This is a genomic window from Hoeflea sp. AS60 (assembly GCF_038900115.1).
Lineage (GTDB): Bacteria > Pseudomonadota > Alphaproteobacteria > Rhizobiales > Rhizobiaceae > Hoeflea.
Map to the genome: position 1 here is coordinate 536315 of NZ_JBBMQP010000002.1, position 26883 is coordinate 563197.

At 58.2% G+C, this 26883-nt stretch carries 22 protein-coding genes and 1 tRNA gene; 8 read left to right on the top strand and 15 right to left on the bottom strand.

The features are described from left to right. The first annotated feature begins 142 nt into the window (after window positions 1-142). Together WNZ14_RS12855 and WNZ14_RS12860 are read left to right on the top strand one after the other, a co-directional pair. A complete protein-coding gene (locus tag WNZ14_RS12855; RefSeq protein ID WP_342870227.1) occupies window positions 143-469 on the top strand; it encodes a DUF6481 family protein in 327 nt (108 codons plus the stop codon). An 892-nt stretch (window positions 470-1361) separates the two neighbouring features. Next, the gene (locus tag WNZ14_RS12860; RefSeq protein WP_342869048.1) at window positions 1362-1724 is read left to right on the top strand and encodes a DUF559 domain-containing protein; all 363 of its coding nucleotides are present in this window, start codon (window positions 1362-1364) and stop codon (window positions 1722-1724) included. Window positions 1725-1873: 149 nt separating this feature from the next. On the opposite strand, the gene WNZ14_RS12865 is transcribed toward WNZ14_RS12860, so the two are convergent. The 5 genes from WNZ14_RS12865 to gpt form a co-directional block, all read right to left on the bottom strand. Continuing rightward, a complete protein-coding gene (locus WNZ14_RS12865; RefSeq protein ID WP_342869049.1) occupies window positions 1874-3241 on the bottom strand; it encodes a hypothetical protein in 1368 nt (455 codons plus the stop codon). Between the two features lie 197 nt (window positions 3242-3438). Continuing rightward, on the bottom strand, window positions 3439-7272 hold the full coding sequence (locus WNZ14_RS12870; RefSeq protein WP_342869050.1) for a vitamin B12-dependent ribonucleotide reductase: 3834 nt from the start codon (window positions 7270-7272) through the stop codon (window positions 3439-3441). Window positions 7273-8016: 744 nt separating this feature from the next. Beyond that, the gene (locus WNZ14_RS12875) at window positions 8017-8517 is read right to left on the bottom strand and encodes an NUDIX hydrolase (protein ID WP_342869051.1); all 501 of its coding nucleotides are present in this window, start codon (window positions 8515-8517) and stop codon (window positions 8017-8019) included. A gap of 252 nt (window positions 8518-8769) precedes the next feature. Beyond that, the gene (locus WNZ14_RS12880) at window positions 8770-10467 is read right to left on the bottom strand and encodes a methyl-accepting chemotaxis protein (RefSeq protein WP_342869052.1); all 1698 of its coding nucleotides are present in this window, start codon (window positions 10465-10467) and stop codon (window positions 8770-8772) included. A 661-nt stretch (window positions 10468-11128) separates the two neighbouring features. Next, window positions 11129-11626: a xanthine phosphoribosyltransferase gene (gpt, locus tag WNZ14_RS12885; RefSeq protein WP_342869053.1), complete on the bottom strand. Its 498-nt coding sequence runs from the start codon at window positions 11624-11626 to the stop codon at window positions 11129-11131. A 195-nt stretch (window positions 11627-11821) separates the two neighbouring features. On the opposite strand from gpt, the gene WNZ14_RS12890 reads away from it, so the two are divergent. Further along, window positions 11822-12418: a LysE family translocator gene (locus WNZ14_RS12890; protein WP_342869054.1), complete on the top strand. Its 597-nt coding sequence runs from the start codon at window positions 11822-11824 to the stop codon at window positions 12416-12418. 40 nt (window positions 12419-12458) lie between these two features. Here the strand turns inward: WNZ14_RS12890 and WNZ14_RS12895 are convergent, their stop codons facing one another. Next, a complete protein-coding gene (locus tag WNZ14_RS12895; protein WP_342869055.1) occupies window positions 12459-13301 on the bottom strand; it encodes a universal stress protein in 843 nt (280 codons plus the stop codon). An 83-nt stretch (window positions 13302-13384) separates the two neighbouring features. Beyond that, on the bottom strand, window positions 13385-14146 hold the full coding sequence (locus tag WNZ14_RS12900; protein WP_342869056.1) for a competence/damage-inducible protein A: 762 nt from the start codon (window positions 14144-14146) through the stop codon (window positions 13385-13387). Between the two features lie 190 nt (window positions 14147-14336). Between WNZ14_RS12900 and wrbA the strand changes: the two genes are divergently transcribed. Continuing rightward, window positions 14337-14936, top strand: a complete 600-nt coding sequence (gene wrbA, locus WNZ14_RS12905; protein ID WP_342869057.1) for an NAD(P)H:quinone oxidoreductase — start codon at window positions 14337-14339, stop codon at window positions 14934-14936. A gap of 140 nt (window positions 14937-15076) precedes the next feature. Next, a tRNA-Leu gene (locus WNZ14_RS12910) sits at window positions 15077-15163 on the top strand. 45 nt (window positions 15164-15208) lie between these two features. Here the strand turns inward: WNZ14_RS12910 and WNZ14_RS12915 are convergent. Both WNZ14_RS12915 and WNZ14_RS12920 read right to left on the bottom strand, forming a co-directional pair. Next, complete coding sequence (locus WNZ14_RS12915) at window positions 15209-16735, bottom strand: methyl-accepting chemotaxis protein (RefSeq protein WP_342869058.1); 1527 nt, start codon at window positions 16733-16735, stop codon at window positions 15209-15211. A gap of 86 nt (window positions 16736-16821) precedes the next feature. After that, window positions 16822-18276, bottom strand: a complete 1455-nt coding sequence (locus WNZ14_RS12920; protein WP_342869059.1) for a TrkH family potassium uptake protein — start codon at window positions 18274-18276, stop codon at window positions 16822-16824. A 74-nt stretch (window positions 18277-18350) separates the two neighbouring features. Here WNZ14_RS12920 and ilvA point away from each other — a divergent pair, with 74 nt between their 5' ends. Beyond that, entirely contained in the window at window positions 18351-19625 is a 1275-nt protein-coding gene (gene ilvA, locus WNZ14_RS12925; protein ID WP_342869060.1) for a threonine ammonia-lyase IlvA, read from the top strand. Between the two features lie 24 nt (window positions 19626-19649). Here ilvA and WNZ14_RS12930 read toward each other — a convergent pair whose 3' ends face one another. The 3 genes from WNZ14_RS12930 to WNZ14_RS12940 all read right to left on the bottom strand — a co-directional run bounded on the left by WNZ14_RS12930 (window position 19650) and on the right by WNZ14_RS12940 (window position 23232). Further along, complete coding sequence (locus tag WNZ14_RS12930; protein ID WP_342869061.1) at window positions 19650-20609, bottom strand: alpha/beta hydrolase; 960 nt, start codon at window positions 20607-20609, stop codon at window positions 19650-19652. A 133-nt stretch (window positions 20610-20742) separates the two neighbouring features. Beyond that, window positions 20743-21051 (bottom strand): PilZ domain-containing protein, encoded by a 309-nt coding sequence (locus WNZ14_RS12935; RefSeq protein ID WP_342869062.1) that lies wholly within the window; start codon window positions 21049-21051, stop codon window positions 20743-20745. A 189-nt stretch (window positions 21052-21240) separates the two neighbouring features. Further along, a complete protein-coding gene (locus WNZ14_RS12940; protein WP_342869063.1) occupies window positions 21241-23232 on the bottom strand; it encodes a bifunctional 2',3'-cyclic-nucleotide 2'-phosphodiesterase/3'-nucleotidase in 1992 nt (663 codons plus the stop codon). A 218-nt stretch (window positions 23233-23450) separates the two neighbouring features. On the opposite strand from WNZ14_RS12940, the gene WNZ14_RS12945 reads away from it, so the two are divergent. Next, a complete protein-coding gene (locus WNZ14_RS12945; protein ID WP_342869064.1) occupies window positions 23451-23747 on the top strand; it encodes an HlyU family transcriptional regulator in 297 nt (98 codons plus the stop codon). Between the two features lie 85 nt (window positions 23748-23832). Here the strand turns inward: WNZ14_RS12945 and WNZ14_RS12950 are convergent, their stop codons facing one another. The 3 genes from WNZ14_RS12950 to WNZ14_RS12960 all read right to left on the bottom strand — a co-directional run bounded on the left by WNZ14_RS12950 (window position 23833) and on the right by WNZ14_RS12960 (window position 25596). After that, window positions 23833-24201, bottom strand: a complete 369-nt coding sequence (locus WNZ14_RS12950; RefSeq protein WP_342869065.1) for a hypothetical protein — start codon at window positions 24199-24201, stop codon at window positions 23833-23835. 103 nt (window positions 24202-24304) lie between these two features. After that, window positions 24305-25051, bottom strand: a complete 747-nt coding sequence (locus WNZ14_RS12955; protein ID WP_342869066.1) for a siderophore-interacting protein — start codon at window positions 25049-25051, stop codon at window positions 24305-24307. A gap of 80 nt (window positions 25052-25131) precedes the next feature. Next, on the bottom strand, window positions 25132-25596 hold the full coding sequence (locus tag WNZ14_RS12960) for an Lrp/AsnC family transcriptional regulator (protein WP_342869067.1): 465 nt from the start codon (window positions 25594-25596) through the stop codon (window positions 25132-25134). A 165-nt stretch (window positions 25597-25761) separates the two neighbouring features. On the opposite strand from WNZ14_RS12960, the gene ald reads away from it, so the two are divergent. After that, window positions 25762-26880: an alanine dehydrogenase gene (ald, locus tag WNZ14_RS12965; protein WP_342869068.1), complete on the top strand. Its 1119-nt coding sequence runs from the start codon at window positions 25762-25764 to the stop codon at window positions 26878-26880. The last annotated feature ends 3 nt before the right edge of the window (window positions 26881-26883 follow it).

Sequence of the window (26883 nt, forward strand, 5' to 3'; positions counted from 1 at the left end):
GCACAAATGCGGCTGGAGCGTCACATAGAACACGGATCGCCGCATTTGGCGGCTTGCCGCATCGGCATTGATCTCAACCCAGGACGAATTCAGTTTGAAAAAGCAAGTACGCACCACCTTCACCGACCGCCGTCAGGATGCCATGGAAGCAAAGCAGAAGCTTCTGGACAAGATGAAGGCCGCGCCGAATGCGGATGACCCGGAAATGATTGCCAAGCGCGCCGAGCGCGAGGCAGTAGCCAATGCGCGGGAGGAACGCCGCGCCGAACGCGAACGCCTGAAGGCCGAAGAACAGGCCCGCAAGGCAGCGCAGGACGCCGCAGATGCCGAAGCCGCCTATGCGGCTGAACATGCCGAGCGCATTGCCCGCGAGGCCGACGAAGCTGCCCGCGCCGATCGCGCCGTGGCCGACATGGCCGCGATGAAGGAAAAGCGCGACAAGCGCTATGCCGCCCGCAAGGCCAGATAGTTGGTTTCTCCCTCTCCCTGAAGGGCGAGGGAAGGTCGACACGATTGGTCTCCTGATCGTCGTTCCCGATACGCCGATATCCGCGCGTGACAGTGTCACCGACGGTCTGTTCAGTCCGGGTTCCGGTTTCTGTCTCTGACAGGCCGGAATGCGGGGCGCTCGGGCGTGCCCGAATGGATACTAGGGGGTTGGCTTTGGCTCGCTTGCGCTCACCCCGCCGGTGTCGGACCCGATGCCTTCCGGGCGTCGGGTGGTTCCAGAATTGTCTCCCTATCACGCGCACGGACGGTTCGTTTTGTTTGGCGGCCCGCGCCGCCGAACCCGTCCTGCCCGAAAGCCACTCCGGTCTTGCGACCATCAGGTGTTCGGGTCTGCCGGTGGCTAACACGGGTCAGCGTGTTCACCGGCACCGGCACGGCTGTCTAAGCCTCTTGCCGCGATGATGATCCTCAATCCCTCCGACTGACACGGTTCGGCTCCGCGCAGGCCGGATCTACCGTCCTCCGCCGCTCCGGGATCCGTGGTCCCGAAACATCCGATCTGGCGAAAGGCAGGGCCAGTGTCGCATGTGGTGATGAGGTGGGGATAAAATGGGGCTGGATTTTGGGCAAGGGATTGTGATGTTTGGTGGTGGGGGTGGGGATTGTGCGCGGGTGTTGTAAGGTTTTGTACTTGTGCCCGACCCCCTCACCAACAAAATCTGCGATTTAGCTGCGCTAAGACCGCGATTTTGTATCCTCTCCCACCAAGGGAGAGGTAGGGTGCCGCGCGATCCGCATTCTCCTCGCCCCTTGTGGGAGAGGAAGGAAAATCACGGTCTTGGCTTTAGCCAAGTCGTAGATTTTCCAGGTGAGGGGATCAGTGCTATCCTCCCTTAAGTGGAGATTGCACCATGCGCCATCAGCCGCCTGCCACACACCGGCAACGCGCCAAAGAGATGCGTTTCGATGCGACGCGTCCGGAGGCCAGACTTTGGGATGCTTTGCGCGGGCGGCAGCTGGAGGGCTTCAAGTTCCGTCGCCAGGTGCCGCTCAAGGGCTATATTCTGGACTTTGTCTGTTTTGCCCCGAAACTCATTGTCGAGGTTGACGGCTGGCAGCATGCCGACAGCGAGCATGATCGGCGCCGTGACGCCGTGTTCGGCGCGGATGGGTTTCGCATTCTGCGGTTCTGGAATGAGGAGGTTCAGACCAATCTGGATGGCGTCTGTCTGACGATCCTGGCAGAGCTGAGGAATACTGGCGAGGGGCGATAATGTCAGCTCTCCTCTTGAGCGCTGCGCGTGCGTGTGTCCACCTCTCCCCTTGTGGGAGAGGAAGCAATTTCAGCGTCTTAGCCGAAGGCTAAGTGCTACAAATTGCAGGTGAGGGGATCGCTTCTGTCTGCCTTGCAATCAAGTGTCATCTATTCCGTGGAGCTGTTGCGGTTGGCTACCTCAATCTCAGCTTCGTCGCGCAATGCTGCTGTGTTGACGTCTTCGGCATCGTTTTTCTCAGGCTTTATTTTTGGCGCTTGCGGTTGCCACGCTTTCAGATGCTGCCCAATTTGCTCATAGAATTCGGGAATTGCGTGCTCAAGATCGACAATGAAATTCCGCCTTTGCGAAAATCTTGCTCCGAGATCACACGCGAACACCACTTCAAATGAGGTGGCCACCTTGCCATTTTCTTCAGCTTTCTCGGGGGTTTCCCTCAGTACTGCAATTGGATGTTGCGTGAATGGGCCGCGACCGGGCCAAAACAGCCGTATGTAGACATTATCGGATTTCGACTTTTGAAGCTGCCTTAGAAGCCAGTTCAGTCTTGCTTTCGTGGACTTCTTATCTGCTGGCGCATTTACCCTCATGGAGGCGAACACTGATTTTTTCCGAAAATCAGCGGACACCAAAATGGCTCCCGCAGTGTTGGGAATAACAAAGGTTGCATGAAGGCAGTTTTCTGTTGCCAGAACCTGTGCATCAGATTTGAGGCGCGCAACAGGATCGGACGCGTGAACCCGCGGGACCTTGACATTCACGTCCTCGCCAAGCTGCCGACTTAGAATGAGGCATAGGTCTCGTATTTCTTGATACCAAGCCCCCACAACTTCCTGAACGTCATTCGATTTGGGAGAAATAGAACCGCCAGCTTGCACCGCACCGGTAATTGCAGACCATGATGCGGGCATCTGTTCAAAGCTCTTTACACCTGCACTGGGGTGACTGAGAAAGCGCACCATTTCGTTGAGAATGATGCGCTGCTCTTTGTCTTCGATGTCGCCATTTCCTAACTGCAGCGTCGCCTGCGTCAACACATACATCCAGGACCAGTGCAGCACTGTAGCCTTCTTTAGAGATGCTGCACTCAATTGTACCGGGTGGTGCGAAGGTAAAGGTGAGAATTGATTGGAGATCGTTATGAGCGCATCAATGCCGTTTAGCTTTGCAATTTCCAGATAGCTATCGAGCTGTTCTGAAGAAAGTTCTGAATTTCCTACTTTCGCCTCGACAAGCGCGGACCAGGTCTTTGATCCGGTCTTCAGGATGAGTAGTCCATCCGGTCTAGCAGTCTTGTCACTGCCTTTCTTTAGAACCACTTCCGTATAGGTTTCCAGTTTGGATCTGGCTCCAGCCTTAATTCCAAGATCGGCGAGCAAGGATTTGCCGAACCCGTCCACGCTTTCCATACAGGCGAGAAGAATCGATAGAGTTCGACCTTCTTTGGACGTGTCAGCAAGCACTGGGAAAAGGCGCGCTCGCTCTCCTTGGATCAGATTATCAGGCCTATCACTCATCTTAGCCACCCCTCCAAAATGCACCCAGAGATTGAATTTGACCACGCTTGGTTGATATTTGTAAAGCCAATTGTATTTCTGTGAGGAGCTGATTGCCGTTTGGTTGTGATGGCTGACCAACTGAGCAGCGTTTTCTCAAACAAAAAGCCCGGAGCTTCCGCCCCGGGCTGATTTCATCAATTCAATTCAATTCGATCTTACGAACACCCGCTCGTTGACCCGCACGTGTCGCACTTCTCGCAGGTGCCGTTGCGCACCATGGTGAAGTTCTGGCATTCGGAGCACATGTTGCCGGTATACCCTTGCGCGATCGAGCGCAGGCGGCGGTCGGCTTCGAGCTTCTTGGCCTGGGTCTGGGCGTCGGCCTTCGCACTTGCCGCATCCTGAGCCGCGTCATCGGAGAACAGGGTTTCCTCAACCTCGATCTCGATGGCCAGTTCCTCGGCGCGTTCCTCGTAGTCACGCTTGAAGGCAACGGCGCCGTCGGTGAGGAGTGTTTCAGGCTGGGATTTCATCGCCAGGCTGCCGGTGGTCGAGCCTGAAGGGCCCTTGGCCGGAAACGAAGCGGTGATTACCGATGCGCCGGAGGAGGGTGCCTTGGCAGGCGTTGCCGCCTGGCCCTTGGGCTCGCCCGTGCTGCCAATGCTGTTGCCAGCGCCGGTGACGACCTTGAGCGATGCGCCGCGGGTCAGGCCCTTGGAGAATGGCTGCGCCTTGCCTTCGGAAATGCCCTTGCCGAGCGCGGTGTTGCCGAAGTCGGAGGTGTCGACATGGGCCAGATCGTGACGCGACAGGTAGGAGACGGCCAGCTCGCGGAAGATGTAATCCAGGATCGAGGTGGCGTTCTTGATCGCGTCGTTGCCCTGCACCATGCCAGCCGGTTCGAACTTGGTGAAGGTGAAGGCCTCCACATATTCTTCCAGCGGCACGCCATATTGCAGGCCAAGCGAGATGGCGATGGCGAAGTTGTTCATCATCGCACGGAAGGCGGCACCTTCCTTGTGCATGTCGATGAAGATCTCGCCGATGCGGCCATCGTCGAATTCACCGGTGCGCAGATACACCTTGTGGCCGCCGATGACGGCTTTCTGGGTGTAGCCCTTGCGGCGATTGGGCAGCTTTTCGCGGTCGCGATAGAGCCGTTCGACGACGCGCTCGACGATCTTCTCGGTGACGGCGACGGCCTGGGCCGAGGCGGGCATGGCCACCAATGCCTCGATTGCATCATCCTCGTCCTCGTCATCCTCGATCAGCGAGGAATTGAGCGGCTGTGAGAGCTTCGAGCCATCGCGGTAAAGCGCGTTGGCCTTCAGCGCCAGCTTCCAAGACAGCATGTAGGCGTTCTTGCAATCATCAACGGTTGCGTCGTTTGGCATGTTGATGGTCTTGGAGATGGCGCCCGAGATGAACGGCTGGGCTGCCGCCATCATGCGGATGTGGCTTTCCACCGACAGGTAGCGCTTGCCGACCTTGCCGCATGGGTTGGCGCAATCAAACACCGGATAGTGCTCGACCTTGAGGTGCGGTGCGCCTTCCAGCGTCATCGCGCCGCAGACGTGGATGTTGGCAGCCTCGATGTCCTTCTTCGAGAAGCCGATGGCCGACAGCATGTCGAAGGAGAAATCATCCATCTGTGCGTCGGTGAGGCCGAGCACGGATTTGCAGAAATCCTCGCCGAGCGTCCACTTGTTGAAGACGAACTTGATGTCGAAGGCAGCCTTGGTGGCGCCGTTGATGGCTTCGATCTTCTCGTCGGTGAAGCCCTTGGCCTTGAGCGAACCGGGGTTGATGCCGGGCGCCTGGTTGATGTTGCCGTGACCGACTGCATAGGCCTCGATCTCGGCCAGATTGGCCTCAGAGTAGCCGAGCGTGCGCAGGGCTTCAGGCACCGCGTTGTTGATGATCTTGAAGTAGCCGCCGCCGGCAAGCTTCTTGAACTTCACCAGCGCGAAGTCAGGCTCGATGCCGGTGGTGTCGCAATCCATCACCAGGCCGATGGTGCCGGTTGGGGCAATCACGGTGGCCTGCGCATTGCGGAAGCCATGCTTTTCGCCAAGCTTCAGCGCCTTGTCCCAGGCAGCGGTAGCATGGGTGATCAGGTCCTGATCCGGGCAATCCTCATGGATCAGCGCGACCGGGTTGACCGACAGGTCTTCATAGCCGGTGGACTGGCCGTGGGCTGCGAGGCGATGATTGCGGATGACCCGCAGCATGTTCTTCTTGTTTTCCTTGTAGCCCGGGAAGGTGCCGATCTCGCTCGCCATTTCCGCAGACGTTGCATAGGCAACGCCGGTCATGATCGCGGTCAGCGCACCGCAGATGGCGCGGCCTTCCTTGGAGTCGTAAGGAATGCCGGTGGTCATCAGCAGGCCGCCGATATTGGCAAAGCCGAGACCCAGGGTGCGGTATTTGTAGGACCGCTCGGCAATCTGGTGGGACGGGAACTGCGCCATCATCACCGAGACTTCAAGCACGATGGTCCAGAGCCGTACGGCGTGCTCGTAATCGGCGATGTCGATGCGCTTGGTGCCTGCGTCCTTGAACTGCAGCAGGTTGAGCGAGGCCAGATTGCAGGCCGTGTCATCGAGGAACATGTATTCCGAGCACGGGTTGGAGGCGCGGATCGGGCCTTCAGCCGGGCAGGTGTGCCAGTCGTTCATGGTGGTGTTGTAGTGCAGGCCCGGGTCAGCCGACGCCCATGCTGCGTGGCCGATGGTTTCCCACAGATCGCGGGCTTTGAGCGTCTTCATCACCTTGCCGTCCTTGCGGGCGGTCAGGTTCCAGTCGCCGTCGGTTTCGACCGCGCGGAGGAAGTCGTCCTTGATCGAGACCGAGTTGTTGGAATTCTGGCCCGATACCGTGAGGTATGCTTCCGAATCCCAGTCGGTGTCGTAGGTCTTGAATTCGATGTCGGTGTAGCCCTGCTTGGCGAACTGGATGACGCGCTTGACGTAGTTCTCAGGCACCTGATCCTTCTTGGCAGCCTTGATCTCGCGCTTGAGGGCAGGGTTCTGCTTGGGGTCGAAGCAGGCGTCGTTGTCAGCCTCGCAGTTGAGGCAGGCCTTCATGATCGCGGTGAGGTGCATCGCCACGATCTTGGAGCCAGTGACAAGGGCTGCAACCTTCTGCTCTTCCTTGACCTTCCAGTTGATGTAGGCCTCGATATCGGGGTGATCGATGTCGACCACGACCATCTTGGCCGCACGGCGGGTGGTGCCGCCCGACTTGATGGCGCCGGCAGCACGGTCACCGATCTTGAGGAAGCTCATCAGGCCCGACGACTTGCCGCCGCCCGAGAGCTTTTCGCCTTCGCCGCGCAGGTGGGAGAAGTTGGAGCCGGTGCCCGAGCCATATTTGAACAGGCGAGCTTCACGCACCCACAGGTCCATGATGCCGTTCTCGTTGACGAGATCGTCCTCGACCGACTGGATGAAGCACGCATGCGGCTGCGGGTGCTCGTAGGAGGATTTTGACTTGGTCAGCTTGCCGGTGAACGGGTCGACATAGAAGTGGCCCTGGCCGGGGCCGTCGATGCCGTAAGCCCAGTGCAGGCCGGTGTTGAACCACTGCGGCGAGTTTGGAGCGACGCGCTGGGTTGCGAGCATGTAGCACTGCTCGTCCATGAAGGCGCGGGCATCTTCTTCGGAGGTGAAGTAGCCACCCTTCCAGCCCCAGTAGGTCCAGGTACCGGCCAGCCGGTCAAAGACCTGGCGCGCATCGATTTCAGAGCCGTAGCGCTCCTCTTCGGGAAGCTCGGCGAGAGCTGCTTCATCAGCCACAGAGCGCCAGAGCCAGGACGGCACGGAGTTCTCTTCGACCTTCTTCAGGCGTGCAGGAACGCCAGCCTTGCGGAAATATTTCTGGGCCAGGATGTCGGCTGCGACCTGGCTGAACTGAACCGGCACATCGATGTCGGCGAGACGGAAAACGATCGACCCATCCGGGTTCCTGATCTCGCTCGTTGCCTTGCGGAATGCAATTTCCGCGTAGGCTGATTGCCCCTCTTTGGTGAACCGGCGTTCAATGCGCATTGTCGTCCTCTTTTTTGAATTCGCAGCCGAGCGCATTCTTGCGTCACGACAAAATATAACCCGCAGGCTGCGCAATCATTGTGCAGCCAGTTTTTCTACTCGATCACTCGGTGTGATTCCCGCTAGGGGGAATCCTCTATCTTGTGGGTAGGTTGGCTGTAAACACTAAATATAGTGTTAACAACTCGTTTATGCCAGTCCCCATTATGGCAGATCGTCGTCATTTTTCCGCATCAAAACGCGCCCGCCAAACCACCGCGAAAACCGCAGGGAAAGATGCTTTGAACCGAAAAATGTCGGGATTTGACTGGCCTCTAAACATTCCAGCCGCGCTGCCGCCGCAACGTTGATCCTATAAGCAGCGACTCGGACCGATGCGTCAAGAGGTTGTCGCTTGCAGATTCTTGCACACCATATCTAGTGGATGAGGACTGTGGAAAACGAGGACAAATGATCCTTTTCCGCCTTGGGCCATTGCGCCCAGAAACGCCAAGAAACCGGCGGTGAGGGCATGCGGGCAATCCAATACCGACTCAGGTCAAACAGCGAGTGAGCCAAATCAAAGCGTTAGGATTTGTTTTGCCAGCTTGCCTATAGAGGTGAGGGGGGCAAGTAACCTGGAGCCAGGAGGATCCACGGATTGTATTCGGGTTCTGTTTTAGTCGTTCAAAACTTGTTGCCGAATGGATACGCAGCGACATTGTTTTTGCCGAAGGTGGCGCCAGGGTTTTGCGGAAGGTGGCGTCAGGCGACTTTGAGAATCTGGAAGGCGTCACGGATGACATCCTTCAACCCGTCTTCCGCGACCAGTCCAATTGCGGTGGCAATCGGAAACCATTTTCGCCGGCGCTGATCTTTCTCCGGCCATTGATCGCGCTCTTCGAGCAGCTTGAGAAGATAGACATCAACATCACAGATGGCATCGCCGCGCCGCGCCCTTTGCTTGATGTAACGATATTGCCCCACAGGGCCGCCCGGCAGTATTTCGCCGATCAGGCCTGCTTCTTCCCATGTTTCCCGCAATGCCGCTTCAGCGCCGTCTTCGCCGTCTTCGATCCACCCCTTGGGAACGATCCAGCGTCCGGTGTCGCGGCTGGTCACCAGCAGCAGCTCGCGCGTGTCACCCGAGCCGCGGAAAACCGCAGCCGCCGACTGGCGCCTGGACTTCCTTTTCAGACCCTTCTTGGTCTCAACAGGATGCCTGAACAGGTCCAGCAGGTGTTTGAGCCTGTCAAATGCGGTCATGTCGAATGATTCTCCTCGTGGTTTGACCTTCGCATGGGACTGTGACGGTTTTGCTACACCCGTACCAAACAGCTCGGTCGAAGGTAGCGCTGACACCGTAGCTTGATTCGCCCCGTTGCGCCGCGCCTTGTCCGCAAAGCACCACATGACCAAAAAAGGGGACACAACATTAGCTGTGTCCCCAATATAGCGCTTCAATTGATCAGCCCAAGGTCTGTGTCGCGATATGGCTGATCCATTCTCGCCGGACGATCAGAATTCATCCCACTCCTGCGCGACCGCTACCGCGGCTCCGCCACCGGAATGCCGGACTGCCTTGGGGGCAGGCGCAGCAGGCCTCGATGCAGGAGCTGCGGGCTTGGTCCTGGATGCGGAACGGGACGTGTTGCGTTCATTGACGCTAAACACGGCCAGCTTGGTCAAAAGCCCTTCCGCGTCGGTCGCAAGGTTACGGATCGATTTCGTGGTGTCAGCAACGAGGGCTGTATTCTGTTGGGTCGTCTGGTCCATGTTGACCACGGCCGAGTTGATCTCGGAGATGTCGGAGGCCTGTTCCCGGGCCGTGTCGACAATCTTGGCGATGTAGTCGTTGATATTCTTGACCTGCTCGCCGATCGAGCGGAGCGATTCTCCGGTCTGGTTGACCAGCGTCACGCCGCTGCTCACCTGGGTCGAAGACGTTTCAATAAGGGCGTTGATTTCCTTGGCCGCAGCTGCCGAACGCTGCGCCAGTTCGCGCACTTCCTGGGCCACGACCGCGAAGCCCTTGCCTGCCTCTCCGGCACGGGCTGCTTCCACGCCGGCGTTGAGGGCCAGAAGATTGGTCTGGAAGGCGATTTCGTCGATCACGGTGATGATCTGTCCGATCTGACGCGATGATCCTTCGATCTCGGTCATGGCATTGACAGCCTTGGAGACGATCGCTTCTGAGACCGAGGCGTTCTTCGTCGTTTCGTCTACCAGGCGCCCGGCTTCGCTGGCACGCTTTGAAGCGCTCTGCACGTTTTCGGTGATACGGCCGATCGCAGCGGCCGTTTCTTCCAGCGAGACAGCCTGCTGTTCGGTGCGTTTGGAAATGCGTTCGGCATCTGCGCACACGCCGTTGGAGCCTTCGCTCATCTGACGGGCAGAACTGCCGAGTTCTGCTACCAGCTGCTCAAGTGTTTCCATGGATGAGTTGAAGTCACTTCTGAGCACTTCCAGCGTTTCATCAAAACGGTCGGTCAGGCGAAAACGAAGATCGCCTTCTGCCAGCTGACGAAGTCCACGGCCAATGGATTCGATGGCAAACTGCTGCCGCGCGGCATCATCGGCACGTTCGGCTTCGCGGCGTTTGGCATCACCAAGGTTCTGTTGCTGTGCATTCTCGGCCTTCTGCGACATTTCCTTTGCCTGCGCATTGGCGACTTCTGTATTGCGCATGGCTTCATCGCTCTGAGCAAAGGCACTGGCGAGCGAATGGCCCAAAGCCACCAATGCACCGGCTTCGAGAATAAGAATGCCAGCGTGCAGGATAACCCGGCTCAGATCGGTTTCGCCGGGGAACACGGCAGCAGGAATGACGAAGAAGAGCACCAGATGGTGGACAGCCGTCAGACCGGCGAATGCCAGAATTGGCTGCCAGTTGACCCAGGATGCACAGATCGCGAGGCTCGCGAAGAAATACATGTGCATGTCAATCTGGAGCGGTGAACCGGAGAAGGCGTAAACCAGCAGAGCCACACTCGCGGCGTGGGCAAGGGCGGTCGAGATTTGGGTTGCCGTTCCGGTTCGGTCATTCCACCAGGTCAGGGTCGCGACAGCAGCGATTGCGGCGCCTCCGCCCAGAACGATAACGGGATCGGCTTCCATGCCCCACAGAAATCGCAGGAACATCATACCGAGGTTGATCCACAGCAGCGAAACGATAGCGATAGCTGCGCGGGTGCGAAGCGAGGTCATGTAATTCATAGCGAAGATGTACTCCTGCAAAAGAAAGCGAGACTGCCGTCGAGAACCAGCATTGCGCCGGATTTGAATAAGCGTAAGGCGAAACCAGGTTCGTCTGAGTATGCGATGGCCGCATAGGGAGCGCCGGTTCCGTTCATGACGGATCCACCGGCGTCGGAAATGACATCGATTACGCGGCCGGGTTCACTCCAGGGTGCGACAATCACCAAAGCCTGACCATTCCGGGGAACGATTGCGGCCGCCGACAGCACAACCAGAATCACGGCAAGGTTTATGCCGACAATGCGGAATTGGCTGAGCGCGTTGCGCGAAGTTGATGTGGAATGCTGCATGCTTGTGAATGAAATGCCAAATGGCCGCGGTGCATGCCTGCAAGAGGCTCTTACGAGCTGACATCATTTCAGCTGGGGATCTTCCGATCGACCGATATTGTTACAAATGTGTATAAGGTCTGGTTAATATTTCCGGCAATAAATTAGTTTTTATGCATGTTTGACACAGTTAGAAGGCTGCTGGAAAAAACCGGGCCATGCAGCAGCGCGTGCCAACCGCACAAGCATGCGACAGATCAGGGGGCATCCGGATGGGAGGGACGCGCCAATATGTTGAAAACTGGCTGCCGTTTGTCGCGCTCCACGATATCTGATCAGTAGAAGCGCAGTTAGCCGCGGGAATCCTTGGCGATCGGCTCGACATAGGCAAAGCCCATGTCCCAGGGGAAGTAGATCCAGGTATCCTGGCTGACTTCGGTTACGAAGGTATCGACCAGTGGCCGGCCCTTCGGCTTGGCATAAACTGTGGCGAAATGTGCCTTTGGCAGCATTGCGCGAACAATGGCTGCAGTCTTGCCGGTATCAGTCAGGTCATCGACAATGAGAACGCCCTGGCCTTCTGTCTCAAGAATATCGGAGTTGATTTCCTTCAGAACCTGCATTTCGCCCTGATTGACATAGTCATGGTAGGAGGCGACCGAGACGGTATCAATCCGGCGTATGTCGAGTTCGCGGGAAATGATGGCCGCCGGTACAAGCCCGCCACGGGTGATGCAGACAATCGCGCTCCAGGCCTGACCGGTGCCGCTCAGCCGCCATGCGAGCGCACGCGCGTCACGGTGAAACTGGTCCCACGAGACCGGAAAGGCTTTGTCTGGAAGAGACATGGCTGGCTTCCTTGAATGTGCAGGCAATCCCGCAGGCTGCTGTTTGATGACTTAAGCGCGGCAAATAGCCGAAATCAGGTGGCGAAAGCAAGTCAGGTGACGCGATCATATTGTTCTTACGAAAGCTGGTATCGGGTGGCGGCGTGTCAGACAGCGCGCGAAAGTTGGAGGGTAAGGCAAAAAGAGGATGCTTTCATGACCCTGTTCGTTCTCGCCCTCCTGGTTTTTCTGTTTCCGCTGGCCTACAGCCCCGGACCGGGCAACATGTTTTTTGCGGCCCTTGGCGCCCGGTTTGGTGTGTCAGCCACTCTTGCCGCCAATGCCGGGTATCACGTCGCCACACTGCTGGTGACAGCGCTGATCGGAGCGGGCCTGGTCAGTCTGATCGATCCGGATTCGGCGGTGTTTTTCGCCTTGAAAACAGGCGGATCGATCTATGTGCTTTGGTTGGCATGGAAGATGGCTGTTGCCGGGAGGTCCGCCGCCGAGATGCGTGTTGGTTCGGCCGGTTTTCTAGACGGGGTCATGCTGCTTGTTCTCAACCCGAAAGCCTATGTGATCATCGTATTGATGTACTCGCAATTCGGCGGGGTGGGGCTTGCCAGCACGGGTGAACGTGTTGCCGTGATTTCGCTGGTGTTCACGTTGAACAATCTGCTGGCTTTCCTGCTGTGGACGTTGGCAGGTGATGGTCTGGGGCGGGTGTTTCGCAGCGAGGCCGGCGCACGCCGATTGAACCTGGTTTTTGCCGTCGTGCTTGCAGGTGTGGCTTTCTGGATGATGTTTGGGTGATGCGCGCGGCGCAGTCTGGCCGCGCGCCGGTTGGCATCGACTATCGTGACATCAGAACCGGAACATCGGAGCGTTCGAGGAAGGCGCGGGTGACGCCGCCGAACAGCCATTCCCTGAGCCGCTGATGCGTATAGGCGCCCATGACAACAAGATCTGCATTGCTGGCCGTGACCTGGGCGGTTATCGCTTCGGCAGTGGAGCCTGAGCCCTTTGACACGGCTGTGATGTTGACATGGATGCCGTGCCGCGACAGGCAGCTTGCGATATCTGTGCCGGCAAGCGGCGCGTCTATATCGGGCAGTTTGTCGGCGTCGACGATGACGATTTCCACGGCTTCGGCAGCCTTGAGCAGCGGCAGCGCATCATGAGTGGCGCGGGCTGCTTCCCTAGAGCCGTCCCAGGCGATGACAACTCGCTTGATCGGTGTTGCCAGCTTGCCATTCGAGGGCAGGAACAGCACAGGGCGTCCGCCTTCAAACAGCAGTGCTTCGACATTGGTGGCCATATCTTCATTGGCCGCCCGATCGGGTTGGCGCACGACCACCAGATCGGCAGAGCGGGCGCTGACAAGAGCGGAGATGGCGCTGTCGCCGCCGGGAGAGCGGACTGGACGCCACTCATGCGACAGCCCTTCTGTTTCGCACGCCTTGCTGAACGCATCACCGACTTCGCGCATGCGCGCATCGGCCTGTTCATAGAGTGCGGCGATGGTGGCCGCATCGGGAACGTCGATGGGAGCTGAAAGCACAACGAATTGCGACGGTTCGCCGTGGCACCCAATCAGATGCACTTCGCTGTCGGCTGCGAAACCGGCAATTGCCGAGGTCACCGGTGCGACGTCGGCGGTTGTTGCATAGACAGCGAGGATCGTATGATAGCCCATGATGAGGTCTCCCTTGTGTGGCGCGATTGATGCGTCAGTGGAATCACAATGCTTTGAGCAGTCTGTCTTCGCATTGATCCTTATCAAACAGCTTTTGTGTGGAGTGTCGCTTCGACGCTCACCAACATTGCTTCGACATCAAGCCTGGCCTCTTCGATCGCGCTCTGGTCCCTGCCGCGGATGACAATTTCGGTCGAAAACTTGTCACCCGAAAATCGCGGATAGGAGCCGATATTGACGTCGGGATGGGCTTTGGCAATGGCGCTGAGCGGATCGCCGATATCGCCTTCTCCGAAAGGACAGCTGACCTTCTCGGAGAGGATTTTCACGCCCGTTCTCAACGTTGGCAGGACATTGTCGAGCATTGCCTGGAACACGGATGGGACGCCTGCCATGACATGGACATTGCCGATGACGAAACCCGGAGCGCGGCTCACAGGATTGTCGATATGTTTGCTGCCGACGGGCATCCTCGCCATGCGGCGGCGGGCTTCTGTGAATTCCAGGCCGCGCTCGGCGTAATTCGCGGCAAGCAGCGCCAGGGCATCGGCATCATGGGTGCAGGCGACGCCAAAAGCCTTGGAGACCGCGTCTGCGGTGATGTCGTCATGGGTCGGGCCGATGCCGCCGGAGGTGAAGACATAATCATGGCTTTGCCTGAGAGCATTGAGTGCATCGACAATGCGGTCCTCTTCATCCGGGACGATGCGGACTTCCTTCAGCTCTATGCCGGCCGCGGTCAGCAGTTCGGCCAGGTGACCTATGTTCTTGTCCCTGGTGCGGCCCGACAGCAATTCGTCGCCAATGGCGAGCGCTGCAGCGGTCACGGTTTGGGCGTCGCTCATGGTCATTCTCCTCCACCAAATCGCTTTGAATAAACCTGTTGCCGGTATTGGCGCAAGGGAGCCATACCATGCAATCAGTGTGAGCTTGTGAACAATCTGTGCTGCATTTGCGGGGTTTCGGTGAACAGCAAAACACCTATGTTTTCGGACTAGACCGTCGCTGGCGGAAAACACGGAAAAGGATTTGAAAATGGCAAAAGTACTGGTGCTTTACTATTCGAGCTGGGGTCACATGGAGACCATGGCACAGGCCGCTGCAAAGGGTGCGGCTGCTGGCGGGGCTGACGTGACCATCAAGCGCGTACCGGAATTGGTGCCTGAAGATGTAGCCAAGCAGTTCCATTATAAGATGGATCAGCAAGCGCCTGTCGCCGACCCGGCTGAACTTGCCGATTATGACGGCATCATTTTCGCTGTGCCGACTCGCTACGGCATGATGGCTTCGCAGATGAAGAACTTTCTCGATCAGACCGGCGCGCTTTGGGCAACCGGCGCACTGGTCGGCAAGGTCGGCTCGGTGATGGCATCGTCGGCGACACAGCATGGCGGTCAGGAATCGACCATTCTGAGCTTCCATACGGTACTTCTGCATCACGGCATGCTGATTGCCGGTCTGCCATACACTTTCCAGGGCCAGATGGGCGTCGGTGAGGTCAAGGGCGGTTCGCCTTACGGCGCAACGACAATCGCTGATGGCGATGGTTCGCGCCAGCCTTCCGCAGTTGAACTCGAAGGCGCGGAATTCCAGGGCAAGCGGGTTGCTGAAATCGCTGCCAAGCTGGTCACCTGATCGACCCACACGCAGCCACGCCTGTTGGTTGCCTTATCAAGCGCCCCGTTGTTTCGACAGCGGGGCGTTTTGGTTTTTTGCGCAATCGACCGCAGAAGTCTTGCCTGTATGCTGATCGTCAGTTACCGACTAGGTCACGTGCGGACGTGGCGAAACTGGTAGACGCAAGGGACTTAAAATCCCTCGGCCGCAAGGCTGTACGGGTTCGATTCCCGTCGTCCGCACCATTGATTGGCACTAGACCCTTCCGCCACTTTCTTATCGCATCACCCTCAAGCTGTGATCTTGAAGCCTATGCGCAGGCCGCCCCAGTGGCGTCCGTTGATGATGATGGGGGCTGACAGATCCTTCATCAGGCTGAAATTGCCGCCGCCCATGTCACGGCGGTAGGTTTGCAGCAGGAACGGCTTCTTGTTGCGGCCGGCGGCCAGGCCTGTGCGATCATTGAAAATGCGGCGGTTGCGGCAGTTGCCGGCGTTCCAGACGGGATCAGCACTCTGGGGTTGCGAGTAGATGTGGTTGTGGGTCGGCAGATAGCCATTGCGGTCAATTGCTGCGCAGAAGGTCACACGCGGATCAAAGTCCAGCATAGCCTCCTGAATCGGTGGCAGCAGACGGTCGGTGTGCCGCGTGAAACGCGTCATGTGCTGAAGCGGATCGGTCCCTGCAATGGCTGTGTACTTCTCGTCAAACAGATCGGAGAGGGAGATTTCTCCCGAACTGACTGCTTGCTCGAAGATCGAGGCCACTTCGTTTGCCTTGGCGATGCAATGGCGGATGAGGGGCGTGTCTTCGGTTTCAATTCCGCTCTCGGCAACTTCGCCAATGACGTTTTCCGAGAAGGAGACCAGACGGTCGATCTTGGCGCTGGCGGAGGTTAGCATTTCGGCGCTGGTGTGAACATGCTTGTCCAGATCGGACACCTTGGCGAGGACTGTAGAACAGGCCCGTGTGGTCTCTTCAACAGGGCCACTGATCCTCTCGATTTCAGTGATCATTCCCGCGACCGTCGCACTGAAGCCGGTAAATTTCTGCAACTCGCCGTCTATTTCGGTCGAACGCTGGTGCGCGGTGGTCGCCACCAGTTCGTTTTCCGCGTTTTGTTTCTGGAGCTTGTCGACAATCGAGCGCAAGGCATCGAGCCGGGAGACGATATCGCGTGAAACGGTGCCGGTCTTGTCTGCCAGTTGCTTGACCGCATCGGCGACAACGGCAAACCCGCGTCCTGCTTCGCCGGCATGGGCCGCCATGATGCCTGCGTTGACCGCCAGCATCTGGGTCTGGGTGGCAATTCCCTGGATCGATTCGGAGAACGAGTGGATTTCCTTGATCTGGCCCGACACCGAATTGAGAACCGTCGTGATTTCCGTGGCATTGGTTGCCATCGAGCTGATGTCCGAGACCGCGTTGACCAGGATGCCGTTGACGCTCTTGGTGGTGGTGTCGAGGCCGGCCTGTGTGGCCCTGGCAGCTTCGATTGCACCACGGGACGCATCGGCCACGGTCTGATTTGAGCGCGCAATCATCGAGATGTCGCGGGTCAGGGAATGGAATTCCTCGGCCTGCTTCGACATGGAAGTGGAGACGTCGCCGACCATTCCGCTGGTATCGGCGATATTGACGGACAATTCACCGATCTGCGAACCGATCACGTTCATCGCCCGCTCGAGCCTGGCCTGGTCTTGCGCGGGGGGCGCCAAGACTTGCGCGTCGTCTTGCCCGGTATCTGGCCCGGCATCTGGCCCGGCATCTGGATGATTGTCCGGCTCGTCGGCAAAAGAAACCTGCAAAGCATGCATTCGATTTTATCCTCCAGCTGGGTGGAGGTAAGCAGGTTTTGGTTAATTGTTGGATAATTTAGCGAGTTTGGGCAATCCTGGTTAGATTATTCGCGCCAGAAAGCTGGCAGCAAAAGCACTAGAACCACCAATATTTCCAGTCGGCCAAGCAACATCAAGAAAACCAGTATCATCTTGGCGGGGTCGCCGAGTGAGCTGAAGTTGCCTGCTGGGCCGATAACCGGACCGATCCCCGGACCTACGTTGGCGAGAGCGGTAATCGAGCCCGATACTGCTGTCTCGATGTCGAGGCCCGTGGCGGCAAGCGCAATCGAGCCGAGCGCCCAGATGCCGATATAGGCGCATACGAAGAGAAACACGGTGCGCTGCATGTCGGCCTCGACCGCGACTGAACCGTAGCGGACCGGACGAACAATATTGGGATAGATCAGCCGCATCAGGCCCGAGCGGATCGAGCTTGCAATGATAACCAGCCGGTAGGCCTTGATGCCGCCCGAGGTTGACCCCGAACATCCGCCGAGAAAAGTTGCCATGAACAGGATTGCAACGGTCAGCGGCCCCCAGAGCGTGTAGTCGGCGCTGGCAAAGCCTGTCGTGGTGACAACGGAGACGACATTGAAAGCTGCGTGGGTGAGGGCCATGCCGAAGCTCTCATTGTAGGACAGGCGCAGGCTGAGCGCGATCAGCACGGAGAGCACGAAGACGATGCCGGCATAGGCATAGATCTGCGGATCGCGCAGTGCATCAAGGCGGCCACGCACCGCAAACAGGATGAGAACGGAGAAGGGCAGGCCGGCGATGGCCATGAATATGGTCGCCGTCCAGATCAGGCCAGGTGACTGGAATGCGCCGAAGGATGCATCGTGGGTAGAGAAGCCTCCTGTCGCCATCGTGGTCATGGCATGGTTGAGGGCGTCAAAGTCGCTCATGCCCAGAAGCCGGTAGAGAACGGCGCAGGTCACCGTCAGGCCGATATAGATGGCAAAGAAGGCACGTACGAAAACCGCGAACCGGGCGAAAGGCTTTTCCGATGTGTCTGACGATTCCATCTTGAACACGGTGAAGCCGCCGACCTTGAGGAACGGCAGCACCAGAAGTCCGAGCGCGACGATGCCGATGCCGCCGATCCATTGCAGCAGGGAACGCCACAGCAAAAGCCCCGGAGGCGCCGAATCAAGTCCGGAGATGACGGTGGCCCCCGTCGTGGTCACGGCGGAGACGGATTCAAACAGCGCATCGGCCATGTCCAGCCCGAGGGAGGCAAGATAGAACGGAATGGCGCCGGTCACAGACAGCGTGATCCAAAGCAAGTTGACGACAAGGAAGCCCAGCCGCCTGGAGAAGGGGGCGTTGACGCCGCGATTGGCGGTGGCTGATGCAAGGCAGATCGCGCCGACGGAAAAAGATGAAACCGCAAAGACCTGCCAGTCGGGATTGCCGAAGTAGAAATCAACCGCTGCAGGAGCCAGCATGGCGACCGATAGATACAGCCCAGCCATGGATGCGATAAATACCGCCGATCGGATCGTATTGCCGTGCACCCGTTGCCCTCTCAAAAGCCGGAGATAACCAGATCTGGTTGGCAACCGGCAGGTTCCCGTGGCATAGACCCGTCATGACCGAAAAACAATCTCCCGATGCTTTCCGAGCTTCCGTCAACAGCGCTCTTGTCGAGATGCGGGAGCTGTTTGCGGAAACGCCGTTGCAGCTCAATGATCATCTGTCGGTGAAATTTGGTGCGAGAATCTGGCTCAAACGGGAGGATTTGTCGCCGGTCCGGTCCTACAAGATCCGCGGTGCCTTCAACTTCATCCGCAAGGCTCTGCTGGCAAATCCGCAACAGAACCTTTTTGTTTGCGCGTCTGCCGGAAACCACGCCCAAGGCTTTGCATATGTCTGCCGCCACTTCGGGCGCAAGGGTGTTGTTTTCATGCCGGTGACGACGCCGCAGCAGAAGATTGACAAGACGCGGGTTTTTGGCGGCGAATTTATCGAAATCCGTTTGACTGGAGATTTTTTCGACGCCTGTTACGATGCGGCACGTGAATTTGCCGTCACCGAGAACGCCCTGATGGCGCCGCCGTTCGATCATGACGACATCATCGAGGGGCAGGCGAGCGTCGGTGCCGAAATTGCGGCTCAGCTGCCGGACGGCGAGAGCCCGGATCTCATTGTGCTGCCCGTTGGTGGCGGTGGTCTTTCTGCAGGAGCAGCACGCTATTTCGAAGGTCAGGTGGATACCGAGCGCTTCCTTCTGGTTGAACCGGCTGGTGCGCCGAGCCTGAAGCAAAGTCTTGTAGCAGGTCACAGGGTCAAGCTCGGCAAGATCGACAATTTTGTCGATGGGGCTGCGGTGGCCGAAATAGGCGAACGCAATTTCGCGATCCTGCAGCGCTTCCGGTCCGATCAGGTGATGACTGTGCCTGAAAACGCCATCTGCCTGACGATGACCAGGATTCTCAACACCGAAGGCATCGTGCTTGAACCTGCCGGTGCGCTATCGATCTCTGCGCTTGAAGCGCTCGGTCCTGACAAGCTCTCCGGCAAGACCGTGATTGCGGTGGTGTCAGGCGGGAATTTTGATTTTGAACGGCTGCCCGACGTCAAGGAACGGGCCATGCGCTACGCCGGGACCAAGAAGTACTTCATCCTGCGTCTGCCGCAGCGACCTGGTGCCCTCAGGGATCTTCTGTCCCTGCTGGGACCGGAAGACGACATCGCCCGGTTCGAGTATCTCAAGAAATCCGCCAGGAACTTCGGCTCGATCCTGATCGGGATCGAGACCCGGGAACCTGAGAGCTTACTGCGGCTCACTGAGGCGTTTGATCAGGCTGGCATGAGTTACCAGGATATCACCGACAACGAGATCATCGCCAACCTGATCATCTGACCGGTACGGGGGGATACGCGACGGCTAGAGGTTTGCGATCCACTCGCCCGTCTGTGCGGCCAGTCTCTCGGTGGTTTGCGGTGAGAGGGCATCACCTGCAACGACATGATGAGTGGCGGTGCTGTCGTCGGTCACTTTGATGGTTCTTGTCGGCCCGCCCCAGTTTTCGGCTTTTGCCTTGACCAGTTCGGGCCGGATTACCTGATCAAGCGGCGAGTAGACAAACAGCGACGGCAGCGTAATCGTTCCGGCATCAGCGGCATTGGCGAGATCAACCAGTGCTGCCATCGGCAGCAAGGCGGCACTCGGGTATTCGGAGGTCCAGTACCTTGCGTGCAGGTCGTTGGTGGTCTCGAACGAACGGCGTTCACCGACGACCAATCGCACCATTTGCCTGGCCCACGGTATTGTCAGCAGGCTCGAACCTCTCGCCTGAATGCCGTAATTTGGTGAGAACTGAACCAGTCCGGCCACATCACGCATAAGCGCTGGCTGAGTGGCGGCCCAGGTGGTGAGCGACGCCCCGGTGGATGTCGCCATCACGATCACGCGTTCGCCAAGTTTTCGTCCAATTGCGACCGCTTCGGCAAAATCGTTGACCCAGCCATGAACCGAGGCCTCGATCATCGCGTCTCCGCTGCGACCGTGGCCCTTGAGGCGGGCATAGTAGAGATTGGCCCCCAGGCTCTTTGCAACGAGATCAGGCAGCGGGCGCAATTCGCCGGGGCTGGCGGAGAAACCATGAATATAGATAATCGCGATTGGCGTGCGGGCGCGCGAGGCCGGGTCCGCCCAGATGATCTGGCGTTCATTGCCGGGGCGCAAATCGTCATAACGCGCCTCTGAAGCTGCGAGATAAGCATCGAGGTCGTCGAGCAGGGTGGCTTCGTCAAAATCCACGGTCGTGTCAGCGGACGGGCGCGGCCCCAGGGTGAACGCGGCAAAGCCGGCAGCTATCAGAAAGCCCAAAAAATACAGCGTCATGCGTGTCCTTGAGGGGATGCCCTGATTTCGTGCGGCCTGCCAAGCCATCACCATTGCAAGGCATTTTGCTGACGCGATGTCGAGCGCAGAAAACCAGGGGCGCAGCAGCAGGCTGCTCCCGACTTCATGCAGCCTAACGGTTGTGGAGGAACATCTTGTAGTAGCTTTCCACCTTGGCGCGGTTGTTTGACGTCAGTACAAGTGCCGCGCCGATGCGGCCCCCCCTGATCCAGCGGATAGTGCCGATCAGCAGCCCCATCTCTTCGGTTTCGACATTGATCTTGTCGCCTGCCGCCATGGGAATGCCGGCATCAAGTTGCAGGCAGATGCCGTGCTGGGACAAGTCAATCACCGCTCCGGTGGTTTTCTGTCCCATGCAGTCAATCTTGGCCTTAACTCTGGTCTTGTCCCGCTTGAGGGCGCGGCCGCTCAATTCCATCATATCAAATCGCTCCCCTGGCTGGCTTGAGGGGAGTCTCGCACTTCGCGGTAATTAATTTGCTAAGGCTCCGACCATAAAAGCGAATTGGCGGCGAGCAAGCGGACGCCGGCAAAATGCCGGCCTCAAGGCAATGCGCCATACCCACGGCGCCGATGGTCGCGCCGCGGGTATGGGCAGTTGAACGCCAGACTAGAGTGTGATGCGAAACAGGGCGAAGCCGTCGGCGCCATCGCCTGCGGGTTCGATGGACACGCCCTTCACGTCGTCAACAAAATCCTTGGCTTTCGGCCCTGAGGAAAACAGAAGGCTGGCGCCTTCCACAGGGGCAAAGCTCCAGTTGGCATCGGCGGATGGATTGATGGTTCCCTGATCGATGATGTAACGCACGATCACGTCGCGGTTGGTGTCTGGTGCCTGAAACACAACCTTGTCCGTGCCGATCTCGGGGAAGTTGCCACCGCCGCCAGCGCGATAATTGTTTGTAGCGACCACAAATTTCTTCTCAGAATCAATAGGTTGGCCATTGAAGCTGAGGTCCTGAATCCGGTTGCTGCCGGCGTTCTCAAGTTCGCCCTTGGAGCTGTACTTGGCAGGCTGGGTCAGGTCGACACGGTAGGTCACGCCGTCGATGACATCGAAATTGTAGGACGGGAACGCGCTATTGATCAGCTCCGCATCCTTGGCACCGGGTTCGATCTGATTGAAGATGCCTGCCGACATTTCGAGCCAGTCCTTGACCTGTGCTCCGGTGATCACGACAGCCTGAACCGTGTTGGGATAAAGATAGAGATCGGCCACATTCTTGATGGCGACATCGCCTGCGGGAACGTCGGTGTAGTATTCCGCGCCGCCTCGGCCGCCGGCCTTGAAAGGGGCGGCAGCTGACAGGACCGGCAGGTCCTTCCACTCTGTCTCCTTGAGCATGTCCGCGATGTACCAGGTCTGGGCCTGGCTCACGATCTGAACAGAAGGATCGTCGGCGACAAGAGCGAAATAGGATTGCAGCGGCGCCGATGTCTTGCCGACAGCGGTGCGGACATAGGCAAGCGTTGCCTCATGATCTGCCTGTGCTGCGGCAAGCACTTCGGGCTTGTCGGCGACCAGGGCATTCACCTTCCGGTCAACGCGCTCGTAGATCGGCCGGGCTTCCGAGCTGTGGCCGATGATTTTCCACGCATTGCCGTCGCGCTCCAGCATCAGGTCGATCAAGCCCAGATGGGATCCCCAGAACCCGCCCATGACGCCGGGCTTGCCGGAGATCGTGCCCTTGGCATTATCGACACCCGCCACGCCATCGAACTTCGGTCCGGGAAAATCCAGATGGCTATGGCCGGTTACGATCGCGTCGATGCCGGGTATGGCGGCGAGGGGGACAGACGCGTTTTCGAGGTTTTCGGCCCACTCCTGCTGCCCAATGCCTGAATGCGAAAGCGCAATGACGACGTCGGCGCCTTCTTCCCGCATCTGCGGAACCCAGGCTTCTGCCGCCTTGACGATGTCGCGGGTGGCGGCATTTCCGCTCAGGTGCTTGGCGTCCCAGTTCATGATCTGCGGCGGGACAAAGCCGATCAGGCCGATCTTGATCTGGTGTTCTTCGCCGGCGCCATCCTTGATGGTGCGATCGAGGATCATGTAGGGCTTGAGGAACAAATCGTCATCGCGCGGGTTGGCGGCAAGTGCGCCTTTGGCCAGATTGGCGCAAACAAGCGGAAAATTTGCGCCGGCGATGACCTTGAACAGGAAGTCGAGGCCGTAGTTGAATTCGTGGTTGCCGAGTGTTCCCGCGTCATAGCCAAGCACATTCATGGCGGCGATGATCGGGTGCATGTCACCCTCCTTCATGCCCCGCTCATAGGCGATATAGTCGCCCATCGGATTGCCCTGAAGGAAGTCGCCATTGTCGACGAGGATAGAGTTCTGGGCCTCCGCGCGGATCTGGTCGATGATCGATGCGGTGCGGGCCAAACCCATGGTGTCATTGGGTTTGTCGCCGTAATAATCGTAGGCGAATACATGCACATGCAGGTCGGTGGTTTCCATGATGCGCAGATGCGCCTGGTTGGCGTTGGCGCGGGCTGTGAACGGGTGCACCATGACGAGCGCGCTGGTGGCGGCAAGGCCACCCAGCAGGGACCGTCGCGAGATTGGGTGCAGCATATCGAGAATGCGTTGGTCTTTCATGGACTTTCTCCCTGCGGTTGACCTAAAATGCATTGATGTCGGGTACTTCGGTACGCTTCAGCATTCCGGCTTTTCGTCACGTCTGGCGGCAAGCCATAGATGGCAAGTGTGATCCCGACATGACACTTGCGCAACCGAATTCATCGGCACCGCGAAAGGGGCCGAACTTGACCGGCAGATGCCGGCAATCAGATGGTTTTGAAAGTGAGGAGTTTGGCATGGCAGGCATTATGGACAGCATCCGCAATCTGTTTGGTGGCGGTTCCACGTCCGGTTCGCCGCAGGCCGCCAACGAGCCTGATACCTACAAGGATTGCCTGATCTATGCCGAGCCGATGGCAGAAGGCGGGCAGTGGCGGGTGGCAGGGCGTATTGTCAAGGGCGAGGGTGAGACTGCGAGGGAACACAAGTTCATTCGCGCCGATATTTTCTCGAGCCGCGATGAAGTCGAGGCTGCGACGATGCGCAAGGCACGGCAGATTATAGACGAGCAAGGGGCGGCGCTGTTCAAGTAGGACGCGAAAACTCCATGCACAAACGGCGCGCAACCAATGGTTCCGCGCCGTTTCATTCGATCTGCCTGTTCAGGCTGCGAATCGATCAGTCGAAGCTGACGTCGTTGTCTTCCAGATAGACGTTGCTGGCTTCGCAGATGTCGATGCTGATTGGCTCGTCGAGCACCTCGCCACCGCCATCACCGACCCAACCCACCTGCAAGACCTGTTCGCACGGGCCGGCATTGGCATGAAAGCGGGCTTCGGCGGATTCGCCCGGGCGCACCTGAATGGAAAGCCAATTGGTGCTCCAGGTATCGCCGTCGTCTTCGCTTGTGTAAAAGCCCGAGACAACATTGGTTTCAGTGTCATTGTGAATTGTGAAAACGCCGTCGGCGCCGGTGCCGGCAAATGCACTCGTTGCGGTGATGGCAGCGGCAAACAGAATTGCCGCGGATGTCTTGATAAATTTCATGAGCTTTCCTCAGTGGTGACGTCGTCGTCCCGGGCGCACTGGTAGCGGTTAGATGTCAAACGGTCCAGTAGGAATAAGGACTTAGGCATTGCCGTGCCAGATCTCAGGAAGCAACCATATTGGCGTCTTCGCGCTTTGCGATCTTGTGCGATTCCTCAGTGCTTCCGGCCTTCCAATAGCTGGAAATATAGAGATTTCCGGTGTCCAGACCGCGCTCTTTGCGGAAGTAGTCGCGCAATTGCCGCATTGTGGCGAACTCGCAAGCGGCCCAGACAGAAGGATTTTCAGCCGCGAAGGTGACGGCTTTGACGCGGTCAACCAGCAGCCCGCTGTCTCGACCGGGATGCGGATTGACCACCCATTCGATGATGAAATCGTTTGGTTTCTTCAAGTCCTGAATATCCGCTTCATCCATGATCTCGATAACAGCCGTGCCTTTGGCCGTTTCAGGAAGCATCTCGATGTTGCCTGAGATGGCGGGAAGCGCGGTCATGTCTCCCACCAGCAAATACCAGTCCGCGTCAGCATGAACGAGTTTGCGTGGTCCCGGGCCACCTACCATTATGCTGTCGCCTACCTGCGTATTCAGCGCCCAGAGGGTGGCGGGTCCGCAAATTTCGTGCAGGGCGAAATCCACATCGATTTCCGAAGCCCGATGTGAGCGCACCGTATAGGTCCGGACGACCTCGCGCTCGCTGTCGGTGTCTGGAACGCGGAGTTTGATATAGGCGCTCGTCTGGTTTTCCGGGAAATCTAACATCCCGGCGCCGCCTAGCGTTATCCGCAGCATGTTCGGGGTCACCTGCCGCTTGCCGACCACTTCCAGTTTCCGGGGTTCGGGACGCGCCATTGTCTTGCTCCTTCAGGTCAAATGTCTGGAGCCTCCCTAGCAGATCTATCTGAAAATAACATGAGTAATTTTGTCATGTATCAGGCAAGCCCTACATTCGGGCGGTCGATGATTTCGCGCAGGGCAAAGCTCGAGTTGATCTTGACCACATGGGGCAGGGCGGAAAGCCAGTCGCGGTGAATGCGTTCGTAGTCCTCGAGATCGCGGGCTGCGATGCGAAGGATGTAATCATATTCGCCGCTCATCAGGTAGCAGACCAGAACATTGGGGCAGCGCTTCACCGCGGCTTCGAACTCGGACAATGTCTTGGCGAATTGGCCGGAGAGCGAAATGTGCACGATGGCGATCATCCGGTAGTCGAGCGCCTTGTGCGACAATTGCGCGTGGTAGCCCTTGATGACGCCCGATTTCTCCAGAATATCGAGCCGCCGCGAGCAGGCCGAGGCCGAGAGGCCGACGCGTTCAGCCAAAGCCGAGTTGGAGATTCGCCCTTCGCTCTGAAGTGTCTTCAAAATGGCAGTATCGAGTGTGTCCAGCTCATGCATGTGTGGAATATCCGAATTTTGGTGCAATTGACGCAATAATATTCGAAAGCCATGGGTGCAACAAGGCCAGTTTGCAAGGACATTTCGGGGTGCAAATGTTCGAATTGATCGCATTGAAACTGGATCCGGCGCTTGAGGCGCCCATACCACTCGGAGGAGACATCAATGCGCGTCGGCTGCCCTAAGGAAATCAAGAACCATGAGTATCGTGTTGGCCTGACCCCAGGCGCGGTGCGCGAATATGTTGCGCATGGCCACGAGGTGATTGTCGAGACCAAGGCAGGCATGGGCATTGGCGAAGACGATGCGGCCTATCAGGCTGCTGGCGCGAAGATTGTCGGCAGCGCCAAGGAAATATTTGAGCGCTCTGACATGGTGGTCAAGGTCAAGGAACCGCAGCCGTCCGAATGGGCGCAACTGCGTGAAGGCCAGCTCCTCTACACCTATCTGCACCTGGCTCCGGATCCCGAGCAGACCAAGGGCCTGCTGGCATCGGGCTGCACTGCCATTGCCTACGAGACCGTAACTGACGATCGTGGCGGTCTGCCGCTGCTGGCGCCGATGTCGGAAGTGGCGGGCCGTCTCGCCATCCAGGCAGGCGCCACATCCTTGCAGAAGGCCACTGGTGGCCGCGGCATCCTGCTGGGCGGCGTTCCCGGTGTTCTGCCAGCGAAGATAACCATAATCGGCGGCGGTGTTGTCGGGCTGAACTCGGCCAAGATGGCTGTGGGCCTTGGCGCCGATGTGACCATCCTCGACCGTTCGATCCCGCGCCTGCGCCAGATCGACGACATCTTCAATGGCCGGGTTCATACCCGTTACTCGACTATCGAAGCGCTGGAAGATGAAGTGTTTTCGGCTGACGTGGTGGTTGGCGCCGTTCTGATCCCGGGTGCTGCCGCGCCCAAGCTGGTCACGCGCGAAATGCTGTCCGGCATGAAGAAGGGCTCGGTGATCGTTGATGTCGCCATCGACCAGGGCGGCTGCTTTGAAACCTCGCACGCCACAACTCATGCCGAGCCGACCTATGAAGTCGATGGCGTGATCCACTACTGCGTCGCCAACATGCCAGGCGCCGTACCGATCACTTCGGCGCATGCGCTCAACAATGCGACGCTGCAGTATGGCCTGATGTTGGCCGACAAGGGACTCAAGGCGATTGCCGAAGATCGGCATCTGCGCGCCGGCCTCAATGTTCACAAGGGCCGCATCACCAGCCGTCCTGTTGCCGATGCGCTCGGTTATGAACTGGCAGATATGGATCAGGCGCTGAAGGTGGCTTGAGCC